The following is a 17,164-nucleotide window of genomic DNA, read 5'->3' on the forward strand; positions in this document are numbered from 1 at the left end:
GCCATGGCCCGCTCACAAAGTCTTGCTATATTGGTGCACGATCATATGCGCCCGCAGCCCCGTGCTGCAGCCGCCGGACGGCTCCCCACGGAGCCGCCCTTCCTGTTGACTAGTTCGATAGAAGGAGCCCGTCTTGAAGGTCTTGAAACTCTCCGCGCAGGGCTTGCCACAGTCGTGGATCAGCCTCGAAGAAGCCGTGCTGCATTACGCCGCCGACGAAGTGCGCTGGGAGATGGGCGCGGAGATCGCCGTGTTCCATGGCGGGCACAACGCCATGACCGGACGCCAGTCCATCATCACGGTCAATTCCATCATTGGCACCCAGGGCGTGCCGCGAATCAACCCGTTCGATCTGCGCCCCACGCTGACCAACAGCAAGTTGTTTGCGCGTGACCGCAACATTTGCGCCTACTGCGGTGACCATTTCCATGAGGAAGAACTCACCCGTGAGCACATCGTGCCGCTGGGGCAAAACGGCCGGGATCTCTGGATGAACGTGGTAACGGCGTGCCGCTCGTGCAACCACCGCAAGGGCAACCGGACCCCCGAGCAGGCCAACATGGGCCTGCTCTACACACCCTACGTGCCCAGCCTCTGGGAAGACTTCATTCTGCGCAACCGCCGCATTCTGGCGGACCAGATGGAGTTTCTGATGTCCCATCTGCCCAAGACCTCGCGGCTGCACGCCTGAGGCTGGGCCCGGGCTCAGTAGGTCAGCTCGAGCACCACCAGGTGGTTGTCGGTCGCCGGCCAGGTCCGCCCGGTGATCTTCTCGCCGTTGAACTCCGCTGAAATCGCCCGCACGCCGTCTTCCATCAGCTTGATTTTCGAGCTCGACATGCCGGCGCCGGAAGGCGGCACGCCCGGCAAAGCTTTGCCGTCAAACGCCATCTTGTCGCGCTCGCCATCGAAATAACCGCGAGGCCGCGTGAGCGTGACGGTGGATCTGGCGTCCTTATCGGCCGCCAGCGGCCGCTCGGCGCGCAGGTGGATGAGCTCGCTGCTGCGTGGGAAAGGGCTGCGGTAGATGTGGGTGGTGGCGTAGCCCGGGGCACTGATTGCAAATTCGTAGGGCACACCGGCTTGCGCCGTGAAGGGCCCCCACAGGCCGTCGGCACCAACGGTCTTGCGGTGAACAGCCGCACCCCGGCGTTCGCCACTGGCTGGGTCGGTGGCGTAGATCTCGATCTGCGCGCCGGGGAGCGGCAGGTTGTTCGAGTAGTTGCCCGACGCGGGATCGGTCGATGACAGCCCGAGGCCGGTGATCTTCCCGTTGAGCACTGGCTGGGCTTGCGGCGCCACGACCAGTGTTCTGGGCGCCTGGCCGGTGATGAAGCGCCAGGTGGCGTCAAAGGCTGCTGGCGAGAACGCAGTTTCGCGGTGGTCGACGCGCGGCAGCACGACGTTTTGGGCGCCCTTGAGCGCCGGGCCGTCGAAGGTGACGTTGGTGGGCGTGCCCTTCGCGCCTATCCACAGGCCGTCGGGCTGGGCGAACTTGTCGTTGTTGTCGGAGCGGATGGTCAGCCATTTCACCGGGCCCACCACTTCATCCCCTGCCGCGTTCTTCGGGGCATTCAGCGCGGTGAGGAACGGGCCGGTGCCAGCGAACTCGTTGGCCTCCCGAAAGCCTTTGATGGCCCAGACGCCGTGGTTGGGCACACCGCCCAGCACCGCGTGGCTCACGGTCTTGTCGCCGCCGCCGTTCTGAATGTAGTTGCGCACGGCATAGCCACCGCGCGAATTGGCCACCAGTACCACCTGGCTTGCTCCCGTCGCTTTCATGACCTTGTCCACTTCGGCCTTCAGGAACGCCATGTGCTCGCCGGTGGACGTACGACCCGGCAGGGCTTTGCCGTCGTCGTCGCGCGCCAGCGGGTAGGGCAGGTCGATGGCGTGCAGGCGCTCGCGTGGCCAGCCGTTCGCTTCAAAGCGCCACACCGTGGTCTGCCAGATCGAGGCCGAATCCCCGTTGCCGTGCACGAACACGATGGGGGGCTGTGCGTTGTTGTGCTGCGTGCTGGCACAGGCGGCCAGCAGCAGGCTGGCGCCGGCCAGGGCAAAGACGGTGCGGCGGGTGGTCATGCAAACACCCCGGCGGTGTCCTGCATGCGGGCAGACACTTCACCCAGGTGGTGCAGCGTGTCGCCAAACGTCATTTCCAGCTGCGTGAGCTTCTTGAAATAGTGGCTCACGATGTACTCATCGGTCACGCCGATACCACCATGCAGCTGCACCGCCTGCTGGCCGACGAAGCGCATGGACGTGCCCAGCTGCACCTTGGCGCGTGCCACGGCGGCGCGCCGCTCGGGTGCAGGGGCGTTGAGCTTGAGGCTGGCGTAGTAGCTCATGGAGCGCGCCAGCTCCAGTTGCATCTTCATGTCTGCCACGCGGTGGCGCAGCGCCTGAAAGCTGGCAATGGCCACGCCAAACTGCTTGCGGGTGTTCATGTACTCGACCGTGATGGCGAGGGTCTTGTCCATCACGCCCACCGCTTCGGCGCAGGCGGCGGCAATGCCGATGTCCACCGCGTGCTCCAGTGCAGTGAGGCCCTGTGCGGTGATTCGTTGCGCTGGTGCATCCTTGAAGGTCACGTCACCGGCGCGTCCGCCATCCTGCGTGAGGTAGCCACTGGTGCTCAAACCCGGGGCGCCGCGCTCGACGAGGAACAGAGCGATCTGGCCCCCGGCCATGGCGGGTACGACGAAGGCATCGGCCTGGTCTGCGGCGGGCACCATGTTTTTGGTGCCGGCGAGCTTCCAGCCTTCGCCCGCCTGTGTGACGGTGGTTGAGCACACGTCGAGCCGGTAGCGCGCCTTGCGTTCCTGGTGCGCCAGCACCACCAGCGCTTCCCCCGATGCCATTCGGGGCAGCCAAGCGGCTTTGATCTCTGCAGTGGCATAGCCACCCAGCAAGCCCGATGTGATGAGCGTCTGCGCAAGCGGCTCGAGCACGATGCCACGGCCGAGCTGCTCCATCACCACCAGGCCTTCCACCGGGCCCATGCCCAGGCCACCGTCGTCTTCGCTCACGTAGAGGCCAGTGAGGCCGAGTTCGGCCAGCTCGCCGTAGGCCTTGCGGTCGAAGCCGCCGGCCTCCACGATGGCGCGGCGGCGCTCGAAGCCGTAGCCCTTCTCCACCCACTTCTGCACCGCGTCGCGCAGCGCGCTTTGATCGTCGGAAAAATCGAAGTCCATCTGTGTGCTCCTCAGCCCAGAACCGTCTGCGCGACGATGTTGCGTTGCACTTCGTTGCTGCCACCGTAGATGGTGGTCTTGCGCATGTTGAAGTAGGTCGAGGCCAGCGGCGCGTTGGCGTTGACGCTGCCTGGGAAGTTGCCTTGCCAGCCGGCTTCCATCGCTTCTTCGATGAAGGGCAGGCTGTAAGGGCCGGCCGCGAGCATCATGAGTTCGCTGTAGCGCTGCTGGATCTCGCTGCCTTTGATCTTGAGCAGGCCCGCAATATCGAGCGAGTTCTTGCCCGACTTTTCTGCCGAGAGCACGCGCAACACCAGCATCTCCAGCGCCACCACGTCCACTTCCAGCAGCGCGATCTGGTCTCGGAAACGCAGGTCGTCCCACACGCCCTCGGCCTTGGCAATGCGCTTCAGGCGCTCGAGTTCGCGCTTGGCGCGGTTCACATCGGCGATGTTGGTGCGCTCGTGGCTCAGCAGGTGCTTGGCGTAGGTCCAGCCCTTGTTCTCCTCGCCGATCAGGTTTTCCGCCGGGACCTCGACGTTGTCGAACCACACCTCGTTGACCTCGCACTCACCATCGAGCAGCTTGATCGGCCGCACCGAGACGCCGGGCGATTTCATGTCGATCAACAGGAAGGAGATGCCGGTCTGCGGTTTGCCTTCGTTGCTGGTGCGCACCAGGCAGAAGATCCATTCCCCGTACTGACCCAGCGTGGTCCAGGTCTTCTGGCCATTCACGATGAACTTGTCGCCCTGGCGCTCGGCGCGGCATTTCACCGAGGCCAGATCCGAACCCGAGCCCGGTTCGCTGTAGCCCTGGCTCCACCAGACTTCGCCGCTGGCGATGCCGGGCAGGAAGCGCTGCTGCTGTTCCTTGTTGCCAAAGGTCATGATGACCGGCGCCACCATCACCGGGCCAAACGGCACCACGCGCGGCGCGCCGGCCAGGGCGCATTCTTCCTCAAACAGGTGCTTTTGCACCGCGTTCCAGCCCGGGCCACCGAATTCCTTCGGCCAGCCCCATCCCAGCCAGCCTTTGCTGCCCAGAATTTTTGCCCAGCGCTGCAGATCGTCGCGCGTCAGGCGCAGGGCGTTGTGCACCTTGTGCGATATCTCGGCCGGGAGGTTGGCCTTGACCCAGGCGCGGATGTCTTCGCGGAACGCCTGCTCTTCCGGCGTGAATGCCAGATCCATGGGGTTGTCTCCTGAGGGCCGCCACCCCGGGGTGCCGGCAAGTTGATCGACGCCGGCCAGTTTCGCACGACCGTTCGTTTTACGGCTGTCCGGGCTGCGACAAGCCGAGTTGTTCGTTCAGATTCTGCAGCTGGTCCTGCAAGCCAGCCACCGTGTTTTCCAGAGCCGTGAGGCGGCGGGTGAGGGCGATCAATTCGTCTTCAGTGGCGGCGGTGGAATGCGGGGCAATTGACATAGCTGCCAGGTCGACCGGGCCGCAGAGCAGGTGCGCCCAACGCTGCTCCCGGGCGCCCGGGGCGCGCGACATCTTCACCACCAACGGGCCGCCTTTTTCAAGGCTGCGGTCCTGCAGCTCCTCCAGGAAACCGTCCACCGAGGCGATGTCGAGGAATTTGTACCAGCGCTCGGTGTTCAGCCGGAGCTCGCCCGCGGTCTGCGGTCCGCGCAGCATCAGCATGCCGAGCAGTACGGCAGATTGTTCGGGCACGCCGACGGCGCGAGCAAAGTTGTGTTCGTAGCGCGTGACGCGGCTGCCGCTGCCCTCCAGCACCATGTGCAGCGAGCGCAGGTTGTCCAGCGCTTCCAGCACCTGCGCATCGGCGAGATTCATCACCGGTTCGCGGCTGGATTTCTGGTTGCAGCCCGTTACGAGCGCATTGAGCGTGAGCGGGTAGCTGTCGGGCACGGTGCGCGCCTTTTCCATCAACGTGCCGAGCACGCGGGCTTCAGCGGCAGAGAGCGGGCGCAGCGCGAAATCGTGGCCGCGCGGGCGAGGGGTTGCGGGGTATGTCGAGTCTGAGGTCATTACACTTCCCGGCCATGTCTGGCGTGAACAAAAACATTGTGATTCTGATCTCTGGCAGCGGCTCCAACATGGCTGCCATCGTGGAGGCAGCGCGTGCGCGGCGCTGGCAGGTGCGGTTTGGCGCGCGCGTGGTGGCGGTGATCAGCAACAAGGCCGCTGCGCAAGGTCTGGCCTGGGCGCAGGCGCACGGTATCGCCACGGCCACGCTGGACCACGCCGCCTATGAGAGCCGCGAGGCATTCGACGCGGCCTTGATGCGCGAGATCGATCGCCACGAACCCGCGCTTGTGGTGCTGGCCGGCTTCATGCGCATCCTCACGCCCGGTTTCGTGCGGCACTTCGAGGGCCGCCTCGTGAACATCCACCCCAGTCTGCTGCCCGCATTCACCGGCTTGAAGACCCATCAGCGCGCGATCGACATGGGCTGCCGCTTTGCGGGCGCCACGGTGCACCGAGTCACGCCTGAACTGGACCACGGTGAAATCCTGGCGCAAGCCGTGGTGCCGGTGCTGCCAGGCGACACGGCGGAAATGCTGGCTGCGCGGGTGCTGACGCAGGAACACGCCATCTATCCGCGAGCCGTGGAGAGGCTGCTCTCCGTCGGTTGATCAGACACCCTTCGCAAACACAAGCCCCGCGTGCTCCCGCATCGCGTGGAACTTGATCTTCGGCCAGTTCGCCTCCACCGCGCGCAGCGTCGCTGCGTGGTCCACCAGCAACGTGGGCGCGTCCACGGCGTCCAGCGCCACGCGGTGGCTGTTGGCGTCGATGAAACGTTTGAGTTCGATGTCGCCGCCGTCTTCAGGCGCACACGTCACCCAGCGCGCAACCTGGTAAGGGCTGTTCATGATGCGCGCCTTCACACCGTATTCGTGCTCCAGCCGGTGTGCCACCACTTCGAACTGCAGCTGACCCACAGCACCCAGCAACAGCACCGAGCCCGCCACGGGGCGAAACACCTGGATTGCGCCTTCTTCGCCCAACTGCGTCAGGCCGGCGCGCAGTTGCTTGCTGCGCAGCGGGTCCGCCACCTCGACGCTGCGGATGATTTCCGGCGCGAAGAAGGGCAGGCCGGTGAACTGCAGGCTTTCGCCTTCGGTGAGCGTGTCGCCCAGCTGCAGCACGCCGTGGTTCGGGATGCCGATGATGTCGCCGGCAAAGGCTTCGTCCAGCAGCTCGCGCCGTTGCGAGAGAAAGCTCACCACGGTGTTGGGCCGCAGGTCTTTGCCCGAGCGCACCACCTTGAGCTTCATGCCGCGCTCGAAATGGCCGCTGGCGACACGCACGAAGGCGATGCGGTCGCGGTGCGCCGGGTCCATGTTGGCCTGGATCTTGAACACCACGCCGCTGAACTTCGGCTCATCGGGATGTACCACGCGCTGGATCGCGGCGCGGTCGCCCGGTGGTGGTGCCAGATCCACCAGCGCGTCGAGCACTTCACGCACACCGAAATTGTTCACCGCCGAGCCGAACAGCATGGGCGTTTGTTTGCCCGCCAGGAACTGGTCTTCCTCGAACGCAGGTGAGGCGCCTGCCACGAGCTCCAGCTCGTCGCGCGCCTGTTCGAACTCGGCGCCGAATCGCTTGACGCTCTCGGGGTTGTTCAGGCCGACCAGCACATCCTCGTCACCACCGCGCCGATCTTCGCCCGCGGCGAACACGCGCATCTGGTCGGTGCGGCGGTCGAACACGCCACGGAAAGTCTTGCCCATGCCCACGGGCCATGTGAATGGCACCACGGTCATGCCGAGTTCGCGCTCGATCTCATCCATCAGGTCCAGCGGGGCCTGCACTTCGCGGTCCATCTTGTTCACGAAGGTCAGGATGGGGGTGTTGCGCGCACGGCAAACCTGCAGCAGCCGTCGGGTCTGCGGCTCCACGCCATTGCCGGCATCGATCACCATGAGCGCAGCGTCCACAGCCGTGAGCACCCGGTAAGTGTCCTCACTGAAGTCCTGGTGCCCGGGCGTGTCGAGCAGGTTGATCACGCAGTCGCGGTATTCCATCTGCATCACCGACGAAGCCACCGAAATGCCACGCTGCTTTTCGATCTCCATCCAGTCGCTCGTGGCGTGCCGCGCGGCTTTGCGCGCCTTCACACTGCCGGCGATGTTGATGGCGCCAGAGAAAAGCAGGAGCTTCTCGGTGAGGGTGGTTTTGCCGGCGTCGGGGTGGGAAATGATGGCGAATGTGCGGCGGCGGCGCACCTGATCGGAGATTTCAGACATAACCGCGAATTATCGTGCCCCACGCTCCGCTGCTTTGCGGGTCGCTGCCCCCAAGGGGTGGGTCTCGCCTTGGGACGGCCCGGCGCCGTGCCCACCCCAGAGGACAATACGCACCTATGCACCCCAAAGCCTTACTGGACGAAAGCGCCGCCCTGATCGAGCAGGTCTTCAAATTCGAGCACCCCGCCGACGCGGTCGTCGCGCGTCATTTTCGAGAGAACCGGTCGCTCGGTCCGCGCGAGCGCGCCACCTTGTCCGACAGTGTTTACGCCATCCTGCGCGAGCGCCTGAAGCTGGAGTGGCTGGCCAGGTCCGGCAGTGGCTCCAAGTGGCGCCGACTGGCGATCCTGGCGTTTCCAGGGGATCGCGCCTTCGTCAAGAGCGCGCTCACCGAGTCAGAAAAGAGCTGGCTCGACCATTGCGATGCCGTGTCCGACGCCGACCTGATGTCGCAGCACAGGCACAACCTGCCGGATTGGCTGGCGGCCGCCCTGGGCGAACAGGTGGGCGATGAATTCGATGCGCTGGTGGCGAGCCTGAACCAGCCAGCACCGCTGGATTTGCGGGTGAACCTGCTCAAGACCAAGCGCGAAGCGGCGCTCGCTTCGATTCGCGAGGCGGGCCTGGCCGCTGAACCCACGCCCTATTCGCCGCTGGGCATTCGTCTGGTGGGCAAACCCTCCCTGGCCAAGCTGCCTGCATTCGTGCAGGGCGAGGTTGAGGTGCAGGACGAAGGCTCGCAACTGCTGGCCCTGTTGCTCGATGCCAAGCGCGGTGAGATGGTGGTGGATTTCTGCGCCGGAGCGGGCGGCAAGACGCTGGCCATCGGCGCTGCCATGCGCAACAGCGGCCGGCTGTACGCCTTCGACACTTCCGGGCACCGCCTCGATGCCCTCAAGCCAAGGTTGGCCCGCAGTGGCCTCTCGAACGTGCATCCGGTGGCCATCGCCCACGAACGGGACGACCGCATCAAACGGCTGGCCGGCAAGATCGACCGCGTGCTGGTGGATGCACCTTGCTCCGGCCTGGGCACCCTGCGGCGCAACCCCGACCTGAAATGGCGACAGACGCCCCAGACCGTGGCGACGCAGGCCGAACTGCAGCAGGCCATCCTGACCAGCGCGGCCCGTCTCCTGAAGCCAGGTGGTCGGCTGGTCTACGCCACCTGCAGCCTGCTGCCGGCAGAGAACGAGGCTGTGGCCGATGCATTTTCGAGCGCCCAACCGGGGTTCGAGACCTTGCCCGTCCGTGCCTTGCTCGACGACCTCGGCGTAAAAGACGCCAACTCCTTGTGTGCGGGAAACTCCGGCCAGTGGCTTCGTTTATGGCCTCATCGGCACTCAACTGACGGCTTCTTTGCCGCCGTCTGGCGGAAAAAGCCTTGAAGTCTCGGAAAATCGCACCATCTTAAACTCGCCTTTTCACATCGTGGACCGCTGAGTTGGAGAAATGAAGCCCCTCCTTTAAAATGGGGAGCTTCTCGTGCCGCTCGCGCCTTATAGGAATTCAATGTCTTCTTCTGCTTTCGAGGTCTTCTTGTCGCTCTGGGATGGTCTGGTCCGTTTTCTGGATCAGGGCCTGACTGGTGCCACTTGGTGGCAGGCCATCCTCGTGGCCCTGGTCTTCGCCCACGTGACCATTGCCAGCGTCACCATCTATCTGCATCGACATCAAGCTCACCGCTCGCTGGACCTGCACCCGATCGCCTCGCACTTCTTCCGTTTCTGGCTGTGGATGACCACCGGCATGGTGACCAAGGAGTGGACTGCCATTCACCGCAAGCACCACGCCAAGTGCGAACACGAGGGTGACCCGCACAGCCCCGTGGTGTTCGGCATCAAGAAGGTGTTCTATGAAGGCAGCGAGCTCTATCGCCTCGAAGCCAAGAACCAGGAAACCCTGGAGCGTTACGGCCACAACACGCCCACCGACTGGATCGAGAAGCACCTCTACACCGGTCAGTCGAAGCTGGGCGTTAGCCTGATGCTGATCATCGACGTGGCCTTGTTCGGCGCGCTGGGCCTGACCGTCTGGGCCATCCAGATGATCTGGATCCCGGTCACGGCAGCCGGCATCATCAACGGCATTGGCCACTGGTGGGGCTACCGGAACTTCGAGGCCGCAGATGCGAGCACCAACGTGTCGCCCTGGGGCATCCTGATCGGTGGCGAAGAACTCCACAACAACCACCACACTTACCCGACGTCGGCCAAGCTGTCGGTCAAGCCATACGAGTTCGACATCGGCTGGATGTACATCAGCATGCTGCGCTCTGTCGGCCTGGCGTCGGTCAAGAAGGTGCCGCCCAAGATGGCCTATGGCGATGTGCGCCCTGTGGCAGACGAAAAAACGCTGGAAGCCATCATCGCCAACCGCTACGAGGTGATGGCAGGTTACGCCCGAGAGATGCGCGCAGCCTGCAAGCGCGAGATCGACAACCTGCAGAGCCGGCGCGGAGACGCCACGGTGCTGCAGGCCGCCCGCCACTGGTTGCATCGCGACGACGACAAGGTGCCTGCGAACGTGAAGCCTCAACTGGCGCAGGTGCGGGCCGAGCACCCGGTGCTGGACAAAATGGTGACCATGCGAGAGGAACTGCGTGCCCTGTGGTCGAGCACCAACGCCACGCGAGAGCAGCTCGCCACCGACCTGCAGGCCTGGTGTCGCCGGGCCGAGGAAAGCGGCATTGCCGCCCTGCGCGACTTCTCGATCCGCCTGCGTTCGGCCCACGCTTGAAACCTTGACTTCCGGGCATCGCGCCCGGAATGCAAAAAGCCCGCTGTTTTCACAGCGGGCTTTTTGTTGGGGAATCGCTCAATTACTTGAGCTTGATTTCCTTGTAGTCCACGTGCTTGCGTGCCTTCGGATCAAATTTCTTGATCAGCATCTTGTCGGGCGTGGTCTTCTTGTTTTTGGTGGTGGTGTAGAAGTGACCGGTTCCAGCAGTGGATTCCAGCTTGATCTTCTCGCGTGAGCCTTTGGTAGCCATGTGCGTTTCTCCTTAAGCCTGACCGCGTGCGCGCAGGTCGGCGAGCACGGCGTCAATGCCGTTTTTGTCAATCAGGCGGAGTGCGGCGCCAGAGACGCGCAGACGCACCCAGCGATTTTCAGTCTCGACCCAGAAACGGCGGTATTGCAGGTTCGGCAGGAACCGGCGCTTGGTTTTGTTGTTGGCGTGGGAAACATTGTTCCCGACCATGGGCTTCTTGCCCGTGACGTCGCAGACGCGTGCCATAAGGACACTCCGATCATTTCAAACAGCTGTGGACCACGTCCCGGATGTGCATCCGGATGGGCCCAACAGCCTCACCTCGCCAGGAATGGGTGGCGGTAACCCGAAATCTGCTTCAAACCCGGACAAGCCAGTCGTTCTCAGCAAAGCCCGCCATTATAGCCAAGACAGGGGAAACTGGCGAATCAGGCGGGCGCTTGCTCCAGAAAGCGCTGGGCGTCGAGCGCGGCCATGCAGCCTGTGCCAGCACTGGTGATGGCTTGGCGGTAGACATGGTCTTGCACGTCACCCGCGGCGAAAACCCCCGGCACACTGGTCATGGTGGCCATGCCTTGCAGCCCCGAGCGGGTGGTGATGTAACCGTCCTTCATGTCGAGCTGGCCCTGGAAGAGGTCGGTGTTGGGCTGGTGGCCGATGGCGATGAAGCAGCCCTTGACGGCCACGTCTTCTGTGGCGCCGGTCTTCACGCTCTTCAAGCGAACGCCGGTCACGCCGGTCTGGTCGCCCAGCACTTCATCCAGCGTGCTGTGCAACTTGAGCTCAATCTTGCCGGCGGCGACCTTGTCCATCAGTTTGTCGACCAGGATTGCCTCGGCCTTGAAAGTGTCGCGTCGATGCACCAGCGTGACCTTGCTGGCGATGTTGGAGAGGTAGAGCGCCTCTTCCACGGCCGTGTTGCCACCACCGATCACGCTGACTTCCTGCTCGCGGTAGAAGAAGCCATCGCAGGTGGCGCAGCCCGAGACACCTTTGCCCATGAAGGACTCTTCGGAGGGAAGGCCCAGGTACTTGGCCGATGCGCCGGTCGCGATGATGAGTGCGTCGCAGCTGTACTCGCCGCTGTCGCCTTTGAGCACAAAGGGCCGCTTGCTGAAGTCGACCGCGTTGATGTGGTCGAAGATGATTTCTGTCTTGAAGCGTTCGGCATGCGCCAGGAAGCGCTGCATGAGTTCAGGGCCTTGCACACCTTCCGCATCGGCGGGCCAGTTGTCCACGTCGGTGGTAGTCATGAGCTGGCCACCTTGAGCAATGCCTGTGATCAGCACCGGGTTGAGGTTGGCACGAGCGGCATAGACGGCGGCCGTGTAGCCTGCTGGGCCCGAACCCAGGATGAGTACTTTCGCGTGTTTCATGTGGCGCGCCCCATCGGATTTGGAGCCAAGTGGTTTAGAGTAGTAGGGTATATGGGCGCCAGCAGGCAAAAAACCAGTCCCGCAGCGTGCCCAGGGTGTGACGGTCATTGTATGAAAGAGCGCCATGAGCGCCGACTGAACCAAGGAATACACGCATGTCGCTTCTGTCCAATCTCGATCTGATCCGCCGGGTGCCTTTGTTCTCCACCCTGACACAGGCTCAGGCCGAGGCGGTCGCCGATTCGGTCATCAAGCGCCGCTTCAAGCGCGGCGAGTGCATCGTCGAACAGGGCAAAAAATCCAACTGCCTGGCCATCGTGCTCACGGGGCGTGCGCGCGTGGTGACCACCGATACCCGTGGCCGCGAAGTGATTCTGGCGACCATGAACCCGGGCGACTATGTGGGCGAGATGAGCCTGATCGACAACCAGCCCCATTCCGCCACGGTGAAGGCTGAGGTGCAGACCGACGTGCTGATTCTGGGCCGCACCGAATTTGCGCGCTGCCTGCCCGAGAACACGTCGATGGCCTACGCCGTCATGAAGGGCCTGGTGCAACGCTTGCGCCACGCCGACCGGAAAATCGAGTCGCTGGCGCTGATGGATGTGTATGGTCGGGTGGCCCGTGCGCTGCTGGAGTTCGCAAGGCCCGACAAGGACGGGCAGCTCGTCATCAAGGACCGCGTCTCGCGCCAGGACGTGGCCAAGATGATTGGTGCGTCGCGGGAGATGGTCAGCCGGGTCATGAAGGATCTGGAAGACCGTGGCTTCATCGAGCTGGCAGAAGACGGCAGCACCATCATCAAGGAACGCCTCAATTCGCTCGGCTGAGCCCTTAAAGGGGCCTTGCCCGCGCCTGGTCCAGGCCCCTCCATGGGGTAAGCTTGCGGCAGAAAATCCGCAAGGCTCATGACCTATTCACTGAACACCCTCAATGCCGATCGCAGCGCCGCGCCTGCGGTGGGCGTGTCGCGTTTTGCCCAGGAGATCGTTCTGGTGCTGGGGGCTGCGGCGTTGCTTTTCTGGCTGCTTGCCCTGTTGAGTCATTCGCTCGCCGACCCGGCTTGGAGCACCACCGGAACCTCGGCCGAAGTGGGCAATTGGGGCGGTCGCCTGGGTGCGCTGTTGTCCGACGGGAGCTACTACCTGCTGGGCTTTTCGGTATGGTGGTGTTTCCTGGCTGGTGTGCGGTCCTGGTTGTCGGCGCTTGCGCGCTGGATCCGGGGCACGCCAGAGCCTACGGCGCAAGAACTCGACGCCTTGCGGCCTTGGCAGCGTCCGTGGGCACGCCGTGGCTTGTATGCGCTGGGGCTGGCGATGATGCTGGTGGCCAGCACGGTGCTGGAGTGGAGCCGCTTGTACCGCCTGGAAGCGTTGCTGCCCGACCATGCCGGCGGCGTGCTGGGACATGCATTGGGATCGGTGACCACACGCTGGCTCGGCTTCAACGGCGCGGCCATCGCCATGCTGGCTCTGTTGCTCGCCTGTCTGCCGGCCGTGTTCCGCTTTTCCTGGGGCCATTGGGCCGAGGTGGTGGGGCACACGCTGGATGGCTGGTTTGAAGCTCGCCGCGAAAAACGCGAGGCGGTGGAAGATCAGCGCATTGGCGAGAAGGCGGCGCGCGAGCGCGAAGAGGTGGTGAAGGTTGAACGCGTCGAGATCGAGGAACTGCATCCGACGCCAGTGGTGATCGAACCCGCCCTGGTTGATGTGCCCAAGAGCGAGCGCGTGGCCAAAGAGCGCCAGAAGCCGCTCTTCTCCGAGATGCCCGACAGCAAGCTGCCTCAGGTCGATCTGCTCGACAGCGCACCGCTGCATCAAGCCGGCGTGGACAGCCAGACGCTGGAGATGACCAGTCGCCTCATCGAGAAGAAGCTCAAGGATTTCGGCGTCGACGTGCGCGTGGTGGCTGCCGCGCCAGGTCCGGTGATCACGCGCTACGAAATTGAACCGGCCACGGGTGTGAAGGGCTCGCAGATCGTCAACCTCGGGCGCGATCTGGCTCGCTCGCTCTCGCTGGTCTCCATCCGGGTGATCGAGACCATTCCCGGCAAGAACCTGATGGCGCTGGAACTGCCCAATGCCAAGCGCCAGACCATCAAGCTCAGCGAAATCCTGGGCTCTCAGGTCTACAACGATGCGAAGTCCATGTTGACCATGGGCTTGGGCAAGGACATTGGCGGTCAGCCCATCGTGGCCGACCTGGCCAGGATGCCGCACTGCCTGGTGGCGGGCACCACCGGCTCGGGCAAGTCGGTCGGCATCAACGCCATGATTCTCTCGCTGCTGTACAAGGCCGACGCGCGCGATGTGCGCTTGCTGCTGATTGATCCGAAGATGCTGGAGATGAGTGTCTATGAAGGCATTCCGCACCTGCTTGCGCCGGTGGTCACGGACATGAAGCACGCGGCCAACGGGCTGAACTGGTGCGTGGCCGAAATGGAGAAGCGCTACAAGCTGATGAGCAAGCTGGGCGTGCGCAACCTTGCGGGCTTCAACGCCAAGATCGACGATGCCACAGCGCGCGGCGAGATCATCGGCAATCCGTTCAGCTTGACGCCCGAGCAGCCGGAACCGCTGGAGCGCCTGCCTTACATCGTGGTGGTGATCGACGAACTCGCCGACCTGATGATGGTGGTGGGCAAAAAGATCGAGGAACTCATTGCCCGCCTGGCACAAAAGGCGCGCGCGGCCGGCATTCACCTGATTTTGGCCACGCAGCGACCCAGCGTGGATGTGATCACCGGTCTGATCAAGGCCAATATTCCCACACGCCTTTCTTTCCAGGTGAGCAGCAAGATCGACAGCCGCACCATTCTCGACCAGATGGGCGCTGAGAGTTTGCTCGGCATGGGTGACATGCTCTACATGCCGTCGGGCTCCGGCTTCCCGATCCGCGTGCACGGCGCTTTTGTGAGCGACGAGGAAGTGCACCGCGTGGTGGCCTACCTGAAAGAACAGGGTGGTGAACCCAATTACATCGATGGCGTGCTCGAAGGCGGTACGGGCGATGGCGACGGTGGCGACCTGTTCGGCGAGGGTGGAGGCGAGAGCGGAGGTGAAAAGGACGCGCTCTACGACCAGGCGGTGGAGATCGTGCTCAAGGACCGCAAGGCCAGTATTTCCTACGTGCAGCGCAAGCTCAAGATTGGTTACAACCGGGCCGCTCGGCTGCTGGAAGACATGGAGAAGGCGGGATTGGTGAGCTCGCTCACCTCCAGCGGCCAGCGCGACATCCTCATGCCGTCGCGTGGCGATTGAACCCGCCTGCAACCAAATGAGCGCCAACGGGTCAGACACTTCATGATGAAACAACTACTTCTCGCTGGTGTCCTCGCTTGGTCCAGTTTCGGTGCGCAGGCCGACGGTTTGCAGGATCTGGAAAAATTTCTGCGCGAGGTCAGCAGCGGCCAGGCCAGCTTCACGCAAGTGGTGACCTCGCCCAAGCGCAGCACTGAAACCACGGCGCGCAGCAAAACCTCCAACGGCCGCTTCGAGTTTCTGCGCCCCAATCTCTTCCGGTTCCAGTACACCAAGCCATTCGAGCAGACCATCGTTGCCGATGGTCAGACCCTGTGGTTGCACGACGTGGATCTGAACCAGGTCACTTCGCGTTCGCAGAAGGACGCGCTGGGCAGCACACCTGCGGCGTTGATCGCATCGGGCGCCGATATGAAGGGCTTGTCGGAGGCGTTTGAGCTCAAGGCCGCCCCCGCTCGCGACGGCCTTGAATGGCTGGAAGCCAAGCCGAAGGACCGCAATGGCCAGCTGCAGATGGTGCGCGTCGGCTTTCGCCAGGGCCGGCTTTCGGTGCTCGACATCGAGGACAGCCTGGGCCAGCGCTCGGTGCTCACCTTCAGCGAGTGGCGCGACAACGCCGCCCTGAAGACAGCCGATTTCAAGTTTCAGCCACCGCCCGGCGCTTCGGTCATCCGGCCCTGAGCCGGTTTTTCGCGAGTCATCCCCGTGTCTGTTGCCGGTGACCACGTTCCGCTGGCGGAGCGCCTGCGCCCTCGAACCCTGGCCGACGTGGTTGGACAGCAGCACATGCTGGGGGAGGGCATGGCCTTGCGCCTGGCCTTTGAATCCGGCCAGCCGCACAGCTGCATCCTCTGGGGGCCGCCCGGCGTGGGCAAGACCACCATCGCACGTCTGATGGCAGACGCCTTCGATGCCCAGTTCATCACCATCAGTGCGGTGCTCGGCGGCGTCAAGGACATTCGCGAGGCGGTGGAGCGTGCCGAACTGGCACGCAGCGGTCTCACCTCGCAGCGCACCATCCTGTTCGTTGACGAAGTGCACCGTTTCAACAAGAGCCAGCAGGACGCGTTTCTGCCGCATGTGGAGAGCGGGTTGTTCACCTTCATCGGTGCCACGACCGAAAACCCATCGTTCGAGGTCAATTCGGCCTTGCTGTCGCGCGCGGCGGTGTATGTGCTTCAGCCCCTCACTGAAGACGACCTGCGTCTGATCGTGGCGAAAGCCCGCGCCATCGACGCTGTGCCGCCGGTAGAAGCAGCGGCGGCCGATCGGTTGATTGCCTACGCCGATGGTGACGCGCGCCGTTTGCTCAACACGCTGGAGACGCTGGCGGTGGCGGCCGCTAGAGAGAAGCTGGCCGAAGTGACGGATGAATGGCTGCTCAAGGTGCTGGGCGAACGCATGCGCCGCTACGACAAAGGCGGCGAGCAGTTTTACGACACCATCAGCGCACTGCACAAAAGCGTGCGTGGATCGGACCCGGACGCCGCACTGTATTGGCTCGTGCGCATGCTGGATGGGGGCGCCGACCCTCGGTACATGGCCAGGCGACTCATCCGCATGGCCAGCGAAGACATCGGTCTGGCCGATCCGCGGGCCCTGCGCCTGGCGCTGGACGCAGCCGAAGTCTACGAACGGCTGGGCAGCCCGGAAGGCGAGTTGGCGCTGGCCGAATGTGTGATCTATCTGGCGGTGGCTCCCAAGTCCAACGCGGTCTACAAAGCGTTCAACGCCGCCAGGGCGTTCGTCAAGAAGGACGGTACGCGACCCGTTCCGATGCATTTGCGCAATGCGCCGACCCAGCTGATGAAGTCGCTCGACTACGGCAAGGGATATCGGTACGCGCACGATGAAGAAGGCGGCATTGCGGCGGGTGAGCGCTACCTGCCGGAGGGTATGGCCGATCCTGGTTTCTACCAGCCGGTAACTCGTGGCCTGGAATTGCGCATTGGTGATAAGTTGCGGGAGATCAAGGCCCGTAACGATCACAATAGCTAATGGAATGGGTAACCCGCTGATGCAGCTCCACTGGCGTCGTCGAATTCAGGGTTAACCCGCGCCTGCTAGGGGCTTACACGCATGGGGAGCCCGAAACCGCCTAGCTACAATCGCCCACCAA

General features: G+C 63.6%; 16 protein-coding genes. 8 read left to right on the forward strand and 8 right to left on the reverse strand.

Features of this window, described 5'->3' with window-relative positions:
- Nucleotides 1-133 precede the first annotated feature (133 nt).
- Nucleotides 134-691: an HNH endonuclease gene (locus CAP37_RS17355; protein WP_086125463.1), complete on the forward strand. Its 558-nt coding sequence runs from the start codon at nt 134-136 to the stop codon at nt 689-691.
- Nucleotides 692-705: 14 nt separating this feature from the next.
- Here the strand turns inward: CAP37_RS17355 and CAP37_RS17360 are convergent, their stop codons facing one another.
- The 4 genes from CAP37_RS17360 to CAP37_RS17375 form a co-directional block, all read right to left on the reverse strand.
- Nucleotides 706-2,082, reverse strand: a complete 1,377-nt coding sequence (locus CAP37_RS17360; protein WP_086125464.1) for an alpha/beta fold hydrolase — start codon at nt 2,080-2,082, stop codon at nt 706-708.
- Nucleotides 2,079-3,194: an acyl-CoA dehydrogenase family protein gene (locus CAP37_RS17365; RefSeq protein ID WP_086125465.1), complete on the reverse strand. Its 1,116-nt coding sequence runs from the start codon at nt 3,192-3,194 to the stop codon at nt 2,079-2,081. Before CAP37_RS17365 ends, CAP37_RS17360 begins: the two co-directional genes overlap by 4 nt.
- A gap of 11 nt (nt 3,195-3,205) precedes the next feature.
- Complete coding sequence (locus tag CAP37_RS17370) at nt 3,206-4,387, reverse strand: acyl-CoA dehydrogenase family protein (protein ID WP_086125466.1); 1,182 nt, start codon at nt 4,385-4,387, stop codon at nt 3,206-3,208.
- A gap of 79 nt (nt 4,388-4,466) precedes the next feature.
- Nucleotides 4,467-5,192 (reverse strand): YceH family protein, encoded by a 726-nt coding sequence (locus CAP37_RS17375; protein ID WP_086125467.1) that lies wholly within the window; start codon nt 5,190-5,192, stop codon nt 4,467-4,469.
- A 23-nt stretch (nt 5,193-5,215) separates the two neighbouring features.
- Between CAP37_RS17375 and purN the strand changes: the two genes are divergently transcribed.
- Nucleotides 5,216-5,800: a phosphoribosylglycinamide formyltransferase gene (gene purN, locus CAP37_RS17380; RefSeq protein WP_373271100.1), complete on the forward strand. Its 585-nt coding sequence runs from the start codon at nt 5,216-5,218 to the stop codon at nt 5,798-5,800.
- Here purN and CAP37_RS17385 read toward each other — a convergent pair whose 3' ends face one another.
- Nucleotides 5,801-7,420, reverse strand: coding sequence for a peptide chain release factor 3 (locus CAP37_RS17385; protein ID WP_086125469.1), 1,620 nt, complete (start codon nt 7,418-7,420; stop codon nt 5,801-5,803). It lies immediately after the preceding gene.
- 116 nt (nt 7,421-7,536) lie between these two features.
- Here CAP37_RS17385 and CAP37_RS17390 point away from each other — a divergent pair, with 116 nt between their 5' ends.
- The gene (locus CAP37_RS17390; RefSeq protein WP_086125470.1) at nt 7,537-8,805 is read left to right on the forward strand and encodes an RsmB/NOP family class I SAM-dependent RNA methyltransferase; all 1,269 of its coding nucleotides are present in this window, start codon (nt 7,537-7,539) and stop codon (nt 8,803-8,805) included.
- A gap of 124 nt (nt 8,806-8,929) precedes the next feature.
- Nucleotides 8,930-10,156 carry a fatty acid desaturase gene (locus CAP37_RS17395; RefSeq protein ID WP_086125471.1) on the forward strand — a complete coding sequence of 409 codons (1,227 nt, stop codon included), beginning with the start codon at nt 8,930-8,932 and terminating at the stop codon, nt 10,154-10,156.
- 82 nt (nt 10,157-10,238) lie between these two features.
- Here CAP37_RS17395 and rpmG read toward each other — a convergent pair whose 3' ends face one another.
- The 3 genes from rpmG to trxB all read right to left on the reverse strand — a co-directional run bounded on the left by rpmG (nt 10,239) and on the right by trxB (nt 11,785).
- Complete coding sequence (gene rpmG, locus CAP37_RS17400; protein WP_086125472.1) at nt 10,239-10,409, reverse strand: 50S ribosomal protein L33; 171 nt, start codon at nt 10,407-10,409, stop codon at nt 10,239-10,241.
- Nucleotides 10,410-10,421: 12 nt separating this feature from the next.
- On the reverse strand, nt 10,422-10,655 hold the full coding sequence (rpmB, locus tag CAP37_RS17405; RefSeq protein ID WP_069045502.1) for a 50S ribosomal protein L28: 234 nt from the start codon (nt 10,653-10,655) through the stop codon (nt 10,422-10,424).
- A 182-nt stretch (nt 10,656-10,837) separates the two neighbouring features.
- Nucleotides 10,838-11,785, reverse strand: coding sequence for a thioredoxin-disulfide reductase (gene trxB / locus CAP37_RS17410; RefSeq protein ID WP_086125473.1), 948 nt, complete (start codon nt 11,783-11,785; stop codon nt 10,838-10,840).
- Nucleotides 11,786-11,940: 155 nt separating this feature from the next.
- Between trxB and CAP37_RS17415 the strand changes: the two genes are divergently transcribed.
- The 4 genes from CAP37_RS17415 to CAP37_RS17430 all read left to right on the forward strand — a co-directional run bounded on the left by CAP37_RS17415 (nt 11,941) and on the right by CAP37_RS17430 (nt 17,043).
- Nucleotides 11,941-12,615 (forward strand): Crp/Fnr family transcriptional regulator, encoded by a 675-nt coding sequence (locus CAP37_RS17415; protein ID WP_086125474.1) that lies wholly within the window; start codon nt 11,941-11,943, stop codon nt 12,613-12,615.
- Between the two features lie 78 nt (nt 12,616-12,693).
- Complete coding sequence (locus CAP37_RS17420) at nt 12,694-15,045, forward strand: DNA translocase FtsK (protein ID WP_086125475.1); 2,352 nt, start codon at nt 12,694-12,696, stop codon at nt 15,043-15,045.
- Between the two features lie 45 nt (nt 15,046-15,090).
- Nucleotides 15,091-15,726, forward strand: a complete 636-nt coding sequence (lolA, locus tag CAP37_RS17425; protein WP_086125590.1) for an outer membrane lipoprotein chaperone LolA — start codon at nt 15,091-15,093, stop codon at nt 15,724-15,726.
- A 24-nt stretch (nt 15,727-15,750) separates the two neighbouring features.
- Entirely contained in the window at nt 15,751-17,043 is a 1,293-nt protein-coding gene (locus CAP37_RS17430; protein ID WP_256927034.1) for a replication-associated recombination protein A, read from the forward strand.
- Nucleotides 17,044-17,164 lie beyond the last annotated feature (121 nt).

Origin of the sequence: Hydrogenophaga sp. IBVHS1, assembly GCF_002127265.1 — a bacterium.
Lineage (GTDB): Bacteria > Pseudomonadota > Gammaproteobacteria > Burkholderiales > Burkholderiaceae_C > Hydrogenophaga.

Coding starts and splice junctions, on each gene's coding strand:
- CAP37_RS17420 (WP_086125475.1), top strand. CDS start 12,694: ATGACCTATTCACTGAACACCCTCAATGCCGATCGCAGCGCCGCGCCT.
- CAP37_RS17390 (WP_086125470.1), top strand. CDS start 7,537: ATGCACCCCAAAGCCTTACTGGACGAAAGCGCCGCCCTGATCGAGCAG.
- CAP37_RS17375 (WP_086125467.1), bottom strand. CDS start 5,192: ATGACCTCAGACTCGACATACCCCGCAACCCCTCGCCCGCGCGGCCAC.
- CAP37_RS17360 (WP_086125464.1), bottom strand. CDS start 2,082: ATGACCACCCGCCGCACCGTCTTTGCCCTGGCCGGCGCCAGCCTGCTG.
- rpmB (WP_069045502.1), bottom strand. CDS start 10,655: ATGGCACGCGTCTGCGACGTCACGGGCAAGAAGCCCATGGTCGGGAAC.
- lolA (WP_086125590.1), top strand. CDS start 15,091: ATGAAACAACTACTTCTCGCTGGTGTCCTCGCTTGGTCCAGTTTCGGT.
- trxB (WP_086125473.1), bottom strand. CDS start 11,785: ATGAAACACGCGAAAGTACTCATCCTGGGTTCGGGCCCAGCAGGCTAC.
- CAP37_RS17385 (WP_086125469.1), bottom strand. CDS start 7,420: ATGTCTGAAATCTCCGATCAGGTGCGCCGCCGCCGCACATTCGCCATC.
- CAP37_RS17365 (WP_086125465.1), bottom strand. CDS start 3,194: ATGGACTTCGATTTTTCCGACGATCAAAGCGCGCTGCGCGACGCGGTG.
- CAP37_RS17395 (WP_086125471.1), top strand. CDS start 8,930: ATGTCTTCTTCTGCTTTCGAGGTCTTCTTGTCGCTCTGGGATGGTCTG.
- CAP37_RS17370 (WP_086125466.1), bottom strand. CDS start 4,387: ATGGATCTGGCATTCACGCCGGAAGAGCAGGCGTTCCGCGAAGACATC.
- rpmG (WP_086125472.1), bottom strand. CDS start 10,409: ATGGCTACCAAAGGCTCACGCGAGAAGATCAAGCTGGAATCCACTGCT.
- CAP37_RS17415 (WP_086125474.1), top strand. CDS start 11,941: ATGTCGCTTCTGTCCAATCTCGATCTGATCCGCCGGGTGCCTTTGTTC.